Source organism: Trinickia mobilis, assembly GCF_017315705.1.
Taxonomy (GTDB): Bacteria; Pseudomonadota; Gammaproteobacteria; order Burkholderiales; family Burkholderiaceae; genus Trinickia_A; species Trinickia_A mobilis.
The window spans coordinates 42,843-56,036 of the sequence record NZ_JAFLRF010000026.1; the positions used below are offsets into that span (position 1 = coordinate 42,843).

Annotated in this window: 11 protein-coding genes; 6 read left to right on the plus strand and 5 right to left on the minus strand. The window is 67.2% G+C overall.

The features are described 5' to 3' along the window. Positions 1-10 precede the first annotated feature (10 nt). The gene (locus tag J3489_RS26490) at positions 11-4,135 is read right to left on the minus strand and encodes a translocation/assembly module TamB domain-containing protein (RefSeq protein WP_207003144.1); all 4,125 of its coding nucleotides are present in this window, start codon (positions 4,133-4,135) and stop codon (positions 11-13) included. A gap of 15 nt (positions 4,136-4,150) precedes the next feature. Beyond that, positions 4,151-5,968: an autotransporter assembly complex protein TamA gene (locus tag J3489_RS26495; protein WP_445267843.1), complete on the minus strand. Its 1,818-nt coding sequence runs from the start codon at positions 5,966-5,968 to the stop codon at positions 4,151-4,153. Positions 5,969-6,278: 310 nt separating this feature from the next. Here J3489_RS26495 and J3489_RS26500 point away from each other — a divergent pair, with 310 nt between their 5' ends. From J3489_RS26500 to panD, 4 genes are all read left to right on the plus strand, one after another. After that, the gene (locus J3489_RS26500) at positions 6,279-6,464 is read left to right on the plus strand and encodes a DUF3460 family protein (protein WP_207003145.1); all 186 of its coding nucleotides are present in this window, start codon (positions 6,279-6,281) and stop codon (positions 6,462-6,464) included. A gap of 2 nt (positions 6,465-6,466) precedes the next feature. Continuing rightward, complete coding sequence (locus tag J3489_RS26505) at positions 6,467-7,336, plus strand: segregation and condensation protein A (protein ID WP_207003146.1); 870 nt, start codon at positions 6,467-6,469, stop codon at positions 7,334-7,336. 290 nt (positions 7,337-7,626) lie between these two features. Continuing rightward, on the plus strand, positions 7,627-8,460 hold the full coding sequence (gene panC, locus J3489_RS26510) for a pantoate--beta-alanine ligase (protein WP_207003147.1): 834 nt from the start codon (positions 7,627-7,629) through the stop codon (positions 8,458-8,460). Positions 8,461-8,524: 64 nt separating this feature from the next. After that, on the plus strand, positions 8,525-8,911 hold the full coding sequence (gene panD / locus J3489_RS26515) for an aspartate 1-decarboxylase (protein ID WP_207003153.1): 387 nt from the start codon (positions 8,525-8,527) through the stop codon (positions 8,909-8,911). Positions 8,912-9,007: 96 nt separating this feature from the next. On the opposite strand, the gene J3489_RS26520 is transcribed toward panD, so the two are convergent. Beyond that, entirely contained in the window at positions 9,008-9,637 is a 630-nt protein-coding gene (locus J3489_RS26520; RefSeq protein WP_207003213.1) for a ParA family protein, read from the minus strand. 178 nt (positions 9,638-9,815) lie between these two features. Between J3489_RS26520 and J3489_RS26525 the strand changes: the two genes are divergently transcribed. Then, positions 9,816-10,235, plus strand: coding sequence for a PaaI family thioesterase (locus tag J3489_RS26525; protein ID WP_207003154.1), 420 nt, complete (start codon positions 9,816-9,818; stop codon positions 10,233-10,235). Positions 10,236-10,391: 156 nt separating this feature from the next. On the opposite strand, the gene J3489_RS26530 is transcribed toward J3489_RS26525, so the two are convergent. Together J3489_RS26530 and J3489_RS26535 are read right to left on the minus strand one after the other, a co-directional pair. Beyond that, positions 10,392-10,808 (minus strand): DoxX family protein, encoded by a 417-nt coding sequence (locus J3489_RS26530; protein WP_207003155.1) that lies wholly within the window; start codon positions 10,806-10,808, stop codon positions 10,392-10,394. Positions 10,809-10,969: 161 nt separating this feature from the next. Next, positions 10,970-12,505, minus strand: coding sequence for a cobyric acid synthase (locus J3489_RS26535; RefSeq protein ID WP_242540321.1), 1,536 nt, complete (start codon positions 12,503-12,505; stop codon positions 10,970-10,972). 76 nt (positions 12,506-12,581) lie between these two features. Between J3489_RS26535 and cobU the strand changes: the two genes are divergently transcribed. Continuing rightward, the gene (gene cobU / locus J3489_RS26540) at positions 12,582-13,142 is read left to right on the plus strand and encodes a bifunctional adenosylcobinamide kinase/adenosylcobinamide-phosphate guanylyltransferase (RefSeq protein ID WP_207003156.1); all 561 of its coding nucleotides are present in this window, start codon (positions 12,582-12,584) and stop codon (positions 13,140-13,142) included. Positions 13,143-13,194 lie beyond the last annotated feature (52 nt).

The window sequence follows — 13,194 nt, forward strand, 5'->3', positions numbered from 1 at the left end:
CCGCACACGCTCACCGTCCCCCAAACAAGCTGTCAAAGCGCTTCGTATAGTTCAAATCGAGCCCCTGGAACGTCCCCGTATAAAGGGAGACCGCCCAAAACCGCGTCAGGTTCAGCGTCGCCTTGAACGCGTTGCTCGCCGTTTGCAGCCCCTGCTCGTAGCCGAGCACGAGCCATTCGTTGATCGCCTTCGACACCATCACCACTTGCGGATCAGTCAGCCCCACGTCGCTGCGGCCGACCGTGAACTCGTCGAGCCCGAAGGTCTGCGCGACGCGCTTGCCCGTCGCGCTGCCGAGCAGCGCGAGCGCGGTCGTCATCGTGCTCTGCTGGCCCAGGTTGTTGCCCTGATCGGTGCCGTGGCCGAACAGGAGCCACGAGAGCTTTTCGTTGTCCGGCACGTTGGGCTGCGACACCAGCTTTGCGACCGGCGCCTGAATCGTCCCCGTCACCTGCACGCCCGCCTCGACCTCCTGGTTGCGCCGCATCGCGAGGATGTTGATGCCCGGGTTCGCGACCGGCCCATTGAACGTGAAGAAGCCGTTCTCGATCGCGAGCTTGCGGCCGAACGCCGTATAGGTCGAGCCCTCCGTCACGCGCACGTTGCCGATCGCGCGCAGCGGCAGGTTCGGCGCGGACAGCGCCGTGATCGTGCCGCGCAGGCCGAGGTCGGCGCCCTGGCCGCGGAAGCGGAAGTGGTCGCCGAGGTCGATGTCGACGTTCGCGCGCGGCGCGAAGCGGCCGACCGGCTTGTTGGTCGGATCGACCTCCTGCGCCTGGCCGCGCACGGTACCGTCCGCGCGCACGATCACGACGTCGTCGCCCAAATGCGGCGTCGACTGCTCGGGCAGATCGAAGAGCGCCTTATTCACGCGGAACTTGCCGTTGATGTCGATGCCCGCCGTGCCGCCGTTGGCGACCGTCGCGCTGCCGGAGAGCGACAACTGCCGGTCGGGCGACGCGAACAGCTCCAGCTTGTCGGCGACGATGCTCGCGGTCAGATCGGGCTCGGCGCTGTCGAGGCGCACGCGTCCGGTCGCGCGCAAGATGCCGTCGCCGCCGCGGAATTCGACGTTCTGGAAGTCGACGAGATTCTCCGACAACGCGATGCGGATCACGCCGTTCTTCAACTGGACGCCCTGGTCGACAAGCGTCGCGGACAACCCATCGCCCGTCAACGCCCCCGACAGCATCGGCTTGGCGGCCGTGCCGGCGATCGTCAGCTTCAGCGCGAGATGGCCGTCGAGCAGGTAGCTCGGGCCGAACAGGCCGCCCGTCGTGGTCAGCGACGGCACGTCGGCGTTCAGTGCGCCGGAAAGCGGCGCGTCCTCGCTCATCGTGAGGAAGCCGTCGCGCACGGCGAGCGGTGCGGCGACGTTCGCGTCGACGGTGCCGATGCGACTCGCCTGCGCATGCACTTTCGCGGCAAGCCGCCTGCCGTCGCTGAACTCGGCGCGCGCGGCGATATCGGTGATGCCGAGCGACGCGACGCCGCGCCCGGTGTCCAGCGTCACGTCGCCGACGCGGCGCTTGATCTGCAAATAGCCGCTCGCCGTTTGGCCGACGTTCAGATCCCAATCGCTGTCGAACACGAGGTCGGTTCGGACGGAAGGACGCTGGCCGGTCAGCTCTTGCTGGATTTCCAAAAGCCGCGCGACCGATACGTTCGACAGCGACCCGGCGGTGCGGATATTGCCGTGATCGAGCGCGAACGACTTCAGGTCGAGCGTCGCGCCTTCGAGCGTGAGCCGCGTGGCGCCGAGCACGGCGCGCTCTGGGCCGGCGCTGACCGTAAGCGGCGATTCGAGGTTCAGCGCAGGCATGCCCTTGTTGGCGAGACGCGTCACCGTGCCGTCCCAGCGCGTGCCTTCGCGGGTGTCGGTGAGGCTGCCGCCGGCGGCGAGCGTCAAGTCCACCGGACGGCCGCGCACGCTGCCCGCCGCCGCCGCTTGGAGCGCGTGCTTCGCGCGCGTGCCGGTGAGCTGGGCGGTGAGCGTCTTGAGCTCGACCCCGTTGCTGCTCAGATCGCGCGCGTCGGTCGTGAACATGAGGGCGCCGTGCGCGCCGTCGTGCAGCTCGGCGCGGCCTTCCGCGTGGCCGAGGCGGTTGTCGCCGAACACGACGCTGTCCGCTTGGTAGGCGAGCGCGACGTTCGGATGCGCGAACGAGCCCGTGATGTCGCCGTCTGCCCGGACGAGGCCCGCGAGGCCGAAGCCGAGCCGGTCGAGCTGCGGCGCGTCGACGTGGAATTGCAGCCGGTCGCGCGGCGTGCCGAAGCTGCCGTTCAGGTCGACCTGATTGCCCGCGATCGACAAGTTCACGCGGCTCGGCAGAATGCGCGATCCGGCAAGCTGCACGGTGCCTGCGCCCGTGAGCGGCATGCCGTCGTAGACGCTCTCGCCGAGCTTGAACTGCGCCTTCGCCGTGAGCATGGGACCGAGTGCGCCGCTGGCGGCAAGCGTGCCGTTGACGCGGGCTTCGATCGCGCGCTTCGCGCCGGCTGCGGGTTTGGCGGCCGCCTTGGCCGCCGCCATCAACGACAGCGGATCGAAATCGGTCAGCGCCGCCTTCACGTCGTAACTGGCATTCGCATCGTGCTTGAGCGCGCCCGACACATCGATGCGGCCCTTGCCGGAACTCACGCGGACGTTGTTGAACGCGATCTGCGCCGGGTCCTGCGTCACTTGCGCTTGAGCTCGCAGCGCGGCCTTCGGGTCGGCCAGATCGAACGTGATCGCCTGCTTGGCGCCGTCGAGCGCGATGCCGATCGGGCCGGCGAGGGCAGTCGGCCGCACGCTCGCTTCGAACGTGCTCAGATCGAGCCCGGCCACGCGCAAGTCGAACTTGCCCTTGCCGCCCGCGAGCGCGCCGCCGCCCTTGAGCGTCGCATTCTTGACGAGGCGCACGTTCAGGGTCGAGATGCGTTGGGCGTGGGCGTCGAGCCGCACGTCGGCGTGCGCGTCGATGATAGGCAGCAGATGCTCGCCGATCATGCCGGGCTTCGCGTTGACGATCGATACCTGGCCGGCGACGACGAAGTCGCTCGCGGAAGCCGGGGGCTTCCCGGAGACATACGACGCGGCGCCCGCCGAAGCGCCGGGCGCCGGCACCCCAGCCCCCGCCCTCGCCGCCGCCTTCCCCGCGACCGGCGCCAACTCCGCGCGCACCGCCAGATCCGCGAACGGCGCGCCGGGGCTGAAGGCTTGCGGATTGACGTGATCGAAGGCGAGCATCGCGCGCGTGAGCGGCACGTCGGAGAACGGCGCGGCTTCGACACGCGCCTGGCCGGCGAGCTTCATCCCGCTCGCGTCCAGATCGGCGACCAGCGCCTCCAGCGTGCCGGACACGCGTGCGCGCACCTGCACGGGCTCCTCGTCGACCTTGCCGGAATACCCCGCGTTGCCGCTGAGCGCGAACGGCCGCATGCCGTCGAGCTTGGCCGCGGCGGTCACCGCGCCGAACGGCGTGTCGAGCCGGTCGACCGACGCCTCGTGGTGCCGGCCGTCGCTGCGTCCGTGGAAGATCAGACGGGAATATTCGCTCGTCGAGGTCCCTTCGTGCAGCACCAGCTTCTCGACGCGCAGATCGCGCACTTCGAGCTGCATCGGCAGCTGCAGGTCTTGCGGGAGCACGGTCGGCTCGGTGCTGGGCGGCGACGGCACGATGCGCGCGTCGATCGTGCCGAGATGCAGGTAGTCGACCGTAAAGCGCCACGGCGAGCGCGCGAGCCCCCAGCGGCCCGAAATACGGTCGATCTTGATTTCGTCGCCCTTGCCGTCGAGGCCGCTGCGCCACGCGACGTCCTTCAAGCGCACGCCGGCGGCGAGCGAGCCGCCGTCGAACGTGCCGGCGAGCCGCCCGTCGAGCAGCGAAACGGCGGCCTGCCACGCGAGGCGCGTGCCGCGCTCGGTCGTGATCGCGCCGTACAGAAGGCCGGCCGCCAACACGACGAGAAACACGATGAACACGAGCGTGCGGACGAGCGCCGCCAGCACCCGATGCCGGCGCCGCCTGGGTGGCGTCTCGGGCGGCGTCCCGCGCGGCGCGGGCGAGCCCGGCGCGCCGCCGCCCGGCTCGTCGGGGGGCGGGCCGGAAGGAGGCATCGTGGGCGGGTTGGCGGAGGCGTCCGTCGTCATGCTGCGTAATCTTGTTTAAAAGGCAATGCCGAGCGTCAGGTACGGCCGCACGCTCTTGTCACGCAAGCCGTAGGCAAGGTCCACGTTGACCGGGCCGACCGGGCTGCGCCACCGTGCGCCGAACCCCAAGCCCGGAAAGAACACCTTTTCGCCCCAGGTATCGGTGGCCGTGCCGATATCGAAGAACGCGGCCGCGCCCCAGTCGTGATTGAACCAGTGCTGGTATTCGGCCGAGCCGGTCATGAGGTATTTGGTCGGCAGCACCGAGCCGTCGACGTTGTTACCGATGCTCTGGAAGCTGTAGCCGCGCACCGAGTTCGAGCCGCCCGCGCGAAACAGCAGCGACGCCGGGATGCCGCTCGACGGACCGCTCGTGAACACGCCGCCCAGTTCGGCGCGCAACACGAACAGGTCGCGCTTGCCGACCGGCAGGTACTGCTGGCCGCGCGCGTACGCGCGTCCGAAGGTCTGGTCGGCCAGGACGTTCTTCACCGCGAAACCGGCCTCGGCGTGGATCAGGTTACCCGAGCGCGGGAAGAGCGGGTCGTCGGTATTGCGGCGCGTCCACGACCATTGCGGCACGAGCGCCCGGCTCGTCTGCGGACCGACCGCGTTCTGATCGAGCCGGTCGTCGTAGAACAGGATCGCGTACGTGTAGTCGATGTTCTGGCTCGTGCGGGCGCGCTGCAGGCCAAGGCGCGCACTGTAGATCGTCGTGCCCGACACGTTGGTGCTCGTGTACGACGCGAGCGCGCTGTTGGTCCAGCCGCGCGCGCCGGGCGGCATCGCGAGCGTGATCTGGCCGTACTGCTGGATCTGGTCGAGCCGCCCCTGGACCGAAAGCGGCCAGGCCGCGCCGAACGTGTTCAGGTAGGTGTACGAGCCTTGCACGTGCGCGCCGGTGTCCGTCGCATAGCCGACGCCCCCGCGCACGCTGTTGTACGGATACTCGCTGACCTTCACGTGCACGGGCGTATCGAGCGGCTTGCCGACGTCGTCGCCGACATCGATCGCAACGCTCGCGTAATACGGCGTGTTCTGCAACTGGCGCTGCAATTCGGCGATGCGCTGCGCGTCGTAGATTTCGCCGGTGTGGAGCGGGTTCACGTTGGTGACGATATCGCCCGGAAAACGCCGCACGCCGCTCACGTCGAGCGGGCCGAGCGTGAACGTGGGACCGCTGTCGAACGTGACGGACAGCGCGGCACCATGCGTGCGCGGATCGATCCGCGCTTCCGAGCGCTGGATTTTCGCGCCCAGATAGCGGCGCGACTGCAATTGCTTGAGCGCTGCGTCCTTCGCACTGTCCCAGTCCGACTGCGTGAACGGGTCGCCTTCGCGCAGCGAGAAGGCAAAGCGCGTCGCGATTTCCTGCTTCGGATCTTCCGTCAGCACCGGCCCCTTGAACGACAGTGCGACCGACGCGATCGTCGTGCGCGGCCCCGGATCGACGCTCACCTTCACATCCTTTTTCCCCCTGACCGTGCGCACGTCGGTGCGCACGACCGGCGAAAAATAGCCGGCCGTCGCGGTGAGATCGCGGACCTGCTGGGGCGTGGCAGTGACGAGGAAGGTGAACTGGTCGTCGCTGATGTCGTCGCGCTTGGCGAAGCGGGAAATGTCCAGATGATCCTTGAGCAGCTTCTTGACCGAACGCGGCGCGTCGATATCGACGTCGTATTTCGCGCTCGCCGGCATCGTGAAAATGAGCAGCAAGCAGCCGGCGATCGTCGGTAGCACGCCGCGCCGCACGCGCGCAAGGCGGCGCGAACGCGGCGGGGCGCTGCCCGCGCAATCGGTAGCTGCGCGCGAGCCGCGCGACGGGTAGGACACATACCCCGGCAAACGGGACCTCCGGCCTTTTTTGTTGATGAGTTGAACTGCCACGGGCCGTCCCAAACGAGCCGTCCCAAAACCGCATATTTGAACATACGGGAAGAGCCGGCCTGTCTATGCGCAGCGCGCGCCGGGCAAATTCCACGCGTTCGCTCCTCGGGTAAGCCTGCGTGCCCGGCTTGGACGGCTCTAATTTTGAGACGTTCCGTCCGCACGCCTAGGCCCGCGCGCTTGCGGTAAAATTGCGGCTGATCAAACGGCGGCAGCCCCCCAAGGCTTGTCACCCCATTTTCGAGAACGTCGAGCCATGTATCAATCTGACATCACGCAATTCCTGAACCAGCTCAAGCAACAAAAGCCGAAGCTGGAAGAAGAGCAGCGCCGCGGCCGCTCGCTCCTGTGGGACAAGCAACCGGTCGATCTCGAAGAGCGCGCCGAGCAACAAGAATCGCGCGTGCAGCAGACACCCTACGTCTACTACCAGAATTTCTGAGCGTGACCCCTTCCGACGACGCCCGTCGGGCGAAAGAACCGAGCGCCGCGCTCGCCGCGCCCGTCACGGACACGACGCCCGACACCGTCGACGGGATCGCGTTCGCGCGCCTGTACGGCGAGCCGCTCTTCAAGCTGCCGCAGGACCTCTACATTCCGCCGGATGCGCTGGAGGTCTTCCTCGAAACGTTCGAGGGCCCGCTGGACCTGCTGCTCTACCTGATCCGCAAGCAAAACTTCAACGTGCTCGACATCCCGATGGCGGATGTGACCGCGCAGTATCTCGGCTATGTCGAGCAACTGCGCAAGACGAATCTCGAGCTTGCGTCCGAGTACCTGCTGATGGCGGCCATGCTGATCGAGATCAAGTCGCGCATGCTCTTGCCGGTGAAGAAAGCGGATACCGGCGACGAAGCGGAAGACCCGCGCGCCGAGCTGGTGCGGCGCCTGCTCGAATACGAGCGCATGAAGCTCGCCGCTCAGCGGCTCGATCAGCTCCCGCAGCTCGGCCGCGACTTCCTGCGCGCCGAGGTGTATATCGAGCAGAGCATCACGCCGCGCTTTCCCGACGTCGACACCAACGACCTGCGCGCCGCCTGGGCCGACGTCATCAAGCGAGCGAAGCTCGTCCAGCACCACAAGATCTCGCGCGAGGAGCTGTCGGTGCGCGAACACATGAGCGTGATCCTGCGGCGCCTGCAGAACGTGCGCTTCGTGGAATTTTCCGAGCTGTTCGACGTCACGCGCGGCGTGCCGGTCGTGATCGTCAACTTCATCGCGATGCTGGAGCTGTCGCGCGAATCGCTGATCGAAATCACGCAAGCCGAGCCGTTTGCGCCGATCTACGTGCGGCTCGCGTATTTGCCCGCTTAGTTGACCGCCCAGGAGACAGTCGCGTGAATTGCAGGCCTTAAGGCACTTGAAGCGCGAAAATCCACTACAATCCCGCGCTCCGAGCCCTGCATCGGCACGGACGACGAAAACTGCGACCTTGCCCGCTGGCGTCACCTCTCGACGAACACACAGCCGACTATGAACTACCCCCACGCTCACTTTCGTTCGCTGTCGGCCGGAGTTAGCGCTTTAGCGCTTACTCCGGTCCCATGCAAAGCTCCCCCCGAGGGGGCCGATGCCTCCCTTGGGGCGGCCCGGCGGGAGGCATCATGAAAGTCATCAGCTCGATCCAAGAATTGCGCGACCAGATGCGCGGCCAGAATCGCACGGCGTTCGTGCCGACGATGGGCAATCTCCATGACGGGCATCTGTCGCTGATGCGGCTCGCGCGCCAGCACGGCGACCCGGTCGTCGCGAGCATCTTCGTGAACCGCCTGCAATTCGGCCCGAACGAGGATTTCGACAAATACCCGCGCACGCTCGAAGCCGATATCGAGAAACTTCAGAAGGAAAACGTCTACGTGCTGTTCGCGCCGACCGAGCGCGACATGTACCCGGAGCCGCAGGAATACCGCCTGCACCCGCCGCACGACCTCGGCGACATCCTCGAAGGCGAGTTCCGGCCGGGCTTCTTCACCGGCGTCTGCACGGTCGTGATGAAGCTGATGTCGTGCGTGCAGCCGCGCGTCGCGGTGTTCGGCAAGAAGGACTACCAGCAGCTGATGATCGTGCGGCAGATGTGCAGCCAGTTCGCCCTGCCGACCGACATCGTCGCCGCCGAAACGGTGCGCGACACCGACGGCCTCGCGCTCAGCTCGCGCAACCGGTTTCTGAGCGAGACGGAACGGGCCGAGGCGCCGATGCTGGCGGTCACGCTCGGCCGCGTCCGCGAGGCGGTGCTCTCGGGCAACCGCGATTTCGCGGCGCTCGAGAAAGACGCGATGGCGAGCCTCGCCGCCCGCGGCTGGAAGCCGGATTACATCGCGGTGCGCAAGCGCTCGAACCTGCTGCCGCCGGCCGCACACGAAACCGGCGCGCCGCTCGTCGTGCTTAGCGCCGCGAAGCTCGGCGCGACGCGCCTCATCGACAACCTCGAAATCTGACGGGCGGCGCCCGCACGCTGCCGCGCCGCGGTCCTAAAGCCAAACGAAGTCCGAAGGAAAGACCATGCAGCGCCACATGTTGAAATCGAAGATTCACCGGGCCGCGGTCACGCACTGCGAACTGCACTACGAAGGCTCGTGCGCCATCGACGAAGACCTGCTCGAAGCGGCGAACATCGTCGAGAACGAACGGATCGACATCTGGAACATCAACAACGGCGAGCGCTTTTCGACCTACGCGATCCGCGGCGAGCGCGGCAGCGGGATGATTTCGCTGAACGGCTCAGCGGCGCGCCGTGCGCAGCTCGGCGATCTCGTGATCATCGCCGCGTTCGCGCTGGTCGACGAAGCGGAACTCAAGGCGGGCTGGACGCCGGACCTGGTGTTCGTCGACGAAAACAACAAGATCAAGGGAAGCCGCGGCCACGTGCCGGTCCAGAACTGGACCTGACGCGGCGGAGGTGCGACACGCGGGCGTCACGCGAACTGCGTTACGGCGCCCGCTTGTCACCCGCCGTCACCCGCGGTCACCCGCCCCTCGCCCAAGTCATCCCTTCTTGTTCGCCCATTCGATAATGGGCCCCCACTGCTCCAGATCCTTTTCGACGCGGCTTTGCGCGACGTCCCACAGCGTCAGGCCGTGTGCCGCAAGCTGTACGTAGTTCTGCGTATCGCGCAGGAAACCGAGCACCGGCAGCTTCAATCCTTCGACGAATCGATGCAGTTGGTCCGCGGAGCGCGTGCGCGCATCGACCCGCATCCCCACCACGCCGATTTCGATCGATCCCTTCCTAACGGCCTTCTCCTTCGCCAGCCGCTCGAGAAAGTGCTGCGTAGCCAGAATGTCGAACATCGACGGCTGCAGCGGCACGATCACCCTGTCCGCCAGTTCCAGCGCGACGTCGAACCGATTGCCGTGCAGGCCCGCAGGTGTGTCGATCACCGCGTGCTCGAGCCCGCGAGGCGGCTTCACGGGCGCATTCAAATCGACCTGCCACTCTTCGATGGGCGGCATCGCGGCCGGCCGCAGTTCCAGCCACGCATGTGACGACAACTGCCGGTCGAGGTCCGCGAGCGCCACCCACTCGCCACTCGCCGCGAAAAAACCCGCCAGATTCGTCGATAGCGTGCTCTTGCCCACGCCGCCCTTCGGATTCGCCACCACAATCACCGTCATGAACTCTCCCGGTAAGAAGGCCAGCAAGGCGGCCCGTTCCCAGTGACGGAACAGGCCGCGGCCGGCCGGTTTGCCGTGCGTCGCTTTCGACCGCTTGATAATATCGGCAAATTCGTCCTGGTCGAAGCCTTCCGTACGGCGAAGTTCGGCCGCCGCCCCCTTCGCAAGAGCCCAACTCATGTCCAAATTGCGCCCGGAACTCACCCTCGAGCGCCTGCACGAACGGCAGCGCGGCACCCTGCCCGACCTGCTCGGCGTGCGCATCACCGACCTCGCAGAGGGCACGCTGACCGGCGAACTCACCGTGCGGAGCGAATTGCTCGCGCCGAACGGCTTCCTGCACGCGGCCACCGTCATCGGCCTCGCGGATACGTGCTGCGGCTACGCTTGTATCGCCCACCTGCCCGAGAACGCCCGCGGCTTCACGACGATCGAGCTCAAGAGCAACTTTCTCGGCACGAGCCGCGAAGGCACCATCCGGGCCGTCGCGACAGCTGTCCACCTGGGCCGCAGCACGCACGTGTGGGACGCCACCGTCTTCGATCCGGCCGGGCGCACGATGGCGCTCTTTCGCTGCACGCAGATGATTCTGACTTGACGCCGTGCTGCGCCGGCTCGGCGGGGCGAGGCGCAGATAACAAAAAAGGCGCGCGGAAGCGAAGTCCGCGCGCCTTTTTCTATTCGGCCAGTGGGTGCCGGCCTTGCCTCAGGTTCTGTCGACCGGGCCTCGCCGGCAGTCGCCGGTCACGCCACGTCAGGCAGCCGCCGCATGCGGGGCCGGCTTCTGCGCCAGCGCCAACACCCCGCCGCCGAGGAGCGACTGGACCACGAGCGTCACCGCCCAATACGCCGGGTACTCCCAGCCGCCGTTCGGCGACGCGAAGCCCCAGCCGTTGTGCAGGTGCGCGGACATCGCACCGAGCATGAACGGCAGCAGCACGAGCGCCACCCAGCGCACCTGGAGGCCGAGCAGCAGCGCAATGCCGCCGAACAGTTCGACGAAGGCCGTCACATAGCCTAGCCAGCCGGGCAAGCCGAGCGATTGGAAGAATTGCGCCGTGCCCGGCAGCGTGAAGACGAAGATCTTTTGCAGGCTGTGCGCGAGATACAGCACGCCTAGCGCGATGCGCAGGAGGGTGGCGGCGTAGTCGGCCGTGCGGTTCGAGTTCATGATCGGTTCCCTTGAAGTAAGAAGGATGGCAGCAGCGCCACCAGGTGGAACGGACTGTATTCGAATCGCAGGCGGCGATAAATCGCCTGCAAAGCTTTAATTATTTCCTAATGGGAATGAATACCGCCTCACGGGGCGGAAAAAGCCGAGTGACCCGGATTTCAGCGGAACTCGGCGAACAGGCGCCGCAAATCCAGATGCTCGGCGAACGTATCGGCCAGCCGCTCGAGCGAGGCCTCGCGCAGCGCAGGGTAGTCGAGCGCTTCGGCATCGGCGAGCCCTGCCCAGCCGAGCAGCGCCGCGCAGGCTTGCGGCGTGTCGAACAGGCCGTGGACGTAGGTCGCGAGAATCTGTCCGTCGGCGGAAAGCGCGCCGTCCGGACGCTCGTCGCCGTTTCGTTCGCCGTCGGGCGTTGCGAGCCGCAGAGCCGGTGTCGCCAGCGCCGGTCCGTCCGTTTCGCCCATATGGATCTCGTAGCCGGCCACCGGCGGCGCGCCCGCGAACGACAGGCTTCCCCTCACGTTCACGAGGGTCTTCTTGCGCGCGAGCGTTGTCGAAAAATCGAGCAGGCCGAAGCCTGGCATCGTCCCCGGAGACCCTTCGACACCATGCGGGTCCGCCACCTCGCGCCCGAGCATCTGCATTCCGCCGCAAATGCCGATCACACGCCCGCCGTAGCGCAGATGGCGCTTGAGCGCGTCGTCCCAGCCGTGCGAGCGCAGCCACGCGAGATCGCCCTGCACGTTCTTCGAGCCCGGCAGGATCACGAGATCGGCGGCCGGCAGTGCGCCGCCGCGCACATAGTGGAAATCGACTTGGCGGTGCGCGCGCAGCGCGTCGAAATCCGTGTGGTTGCTCACGTGCGGCAGCGCCGGCACGACGACGCGCAACGTGCGCGCCGCGCCCCCCGCCAATGACGACGCGTGCAGCTCGCGCGGCAGCATGTCCTCGGCGTCGAGCGTCAAGCCGTGCAGATACGGCACGACGCCGAACACGGGCTTGCCGGTTTGCGCTTCGAGCCAGTCGAGCCCCGGCTGCAGGAGGCTTACGTCGCCGCGAAACTTGTTGATGACGAAGCCGCGCACGCGCTTTTGCTCGCTCTCCGACAGGCACGCGAGCGTCCCGATCAGATGCGCGAACACGCCGCCTTTGTCGATATCGGCGACGAGCACGACCGGACAATCGACGCCCTCGGCAAACCCCATGTTCGCGATATCGCGATCGCGCAGATTGATCTCGGCGGGACTGCCCGCCCCTTCGACGACGACCGCGTCGAACCCCGCTCGCAAGCGCGCGTATGACTGCAGCACCGCTTCGAACGCGACCGGCTTGTACTCGTGATAGGCGCGCGCATCGAGGTTCATGCGCGCCTTGCCGTGGATGATGACCTGCGCGCCCTTGTCGCTCGTCGGCTTGAGCAGCACGGGGTTCAGGTCGGTGTGCGCGTCGATGCCGGCGGCGACCGCCTGCAGGGCCTGCGCGCGGCCGATCTCGCCGCCGTCGACCGTGACCGCGCTGTTGAGCGCCATGTTCTGCGGCTTGAACGGCGCGACGCGCAGCCCCGCGCGCCGCACGAGGCGGCACAGGCCGGCCACGAGCGTGCTCTTGCCGGCGTCGGAGGTCGTCCCTTGAATCATCAGCGTGCCGTGCGGCATCGGCAGAACGTCGTCGGATGGGGCGGGCTGGAAGGCGGGCATCGGGCGGGAGACTTCAAAGAGGGACAGCCGGGTGAATCGAAGCCCGCATTATCCCATCGCGCCGTACAATCACGCGATGAATTCGCGCGACCTCACCTTCGTTCTCGGCGGCGCCCGCTCGGGCAAGAGCGCCTACGCCGAGCGGCTCGCGGCCTCGAACGCGCGGCCCGTCACCTATATCGCCACCGCCCGCATCGCCGCCGACGACGACGAATTCGCGCAGCGCGTCGAGCAACATCGCGCGCGGCGTCCTGAGCATTGGCAGTTGATCGAAGCCGATGCCGATCTCGCGGGCGCATTGCGCGGCGCGGATGGCGACGACCGTTGCATTCTCATCGATTGCCTGACGCTGTGGCTCGCGGGCCTCATCTGTCCGCCGGACGGCGCGGCGCTTTCCGGCGACGCTTGTGCAGCCCGCCTGAATGCGTTCGAAGCCGCGCTTGCCGAAGCGCGCGGCAAGGTGATCGTGGTCAGCAATGAGATCGGGCTCGGCGTCGTGCCGCTCGGTGCGCAAACCCGCCACTACGTCGACGAACTCGGGCGCCTCAATCAACGCATTGCGGCGCTGTCGACCCAGGTCACGCTGATGGTCGCGGGCCTGCCGATGATCGTCAAACCGTCGAGCGCCCCGAAATGAGACAGCCCCCACGCTCACTGCGTTCGCTGCCCCCCAAGGGGGCCGTCAGCAC

Bases quoted from the DNA above. Each gene is read 5' to 3' on its own strand.
- J3489_RS26535 (WP_242540321.1), bottom strand. From the start codon at position 12,505: ATGCCCGCCTTCCAGCCCGCCCCATCCGACGACGTTCTGCCGATGCCG.
- panD (WP_207003153.1), top strand. From the start codon at position 8,525: ATGCAGCGCCACATGTTGAAATCGAAGATTCACCGGGCCGCGGTCACG.
- cobU (WP_207003156.1), top strand. From the start codon at position 12,582: ATGAATTCGCGCGACCTCACCTTCGTTCTCGGCGGCGCCCGCTCGGGC.
- J3489_RS26530 (WP_207003155.1), bottom strand. From the start codon at position 10,808: ATGAACTCGAACCGCACGGCCGACTACGCCGCCACCCTCCTGCGCATC.
- J3489_RS26500 (WP_207003145.1), top strand. From the start codon at position 6,279: ATGTATCAATCTGACATCACGCAATTCCTGAACCAGCTCAAGCAACAA.
- J3489_RS26525 (WP_207003154.1), top strand. From the start codon at position 9,816: ATGTCCAAATTGCGCCCGGAACTCACCCTCGAGCGCCTGCACGAACGG.
- J3489_RS26520 (WP_207003213.1), bottom strand. From the start codon at position 9,637: ATGACGGTGATTGTGGTGGCGAATCCGAAGGGCGGCGTGGGCAAGAGC.
- panC (WP_207003147.1), top strand. From the start codon at position 7,627: ATGAAAGTCATCAGCTCGATCCAAGAATTGCGCGACCAGATGCGCGGC.
- J3489_RS26490 (WP_207003144.1), bottom strand. From the start codon at position 4,135: ATGACGACGGACGCCTCCGCCAACCCGCCCACGATGCCTCCTTCCGGC.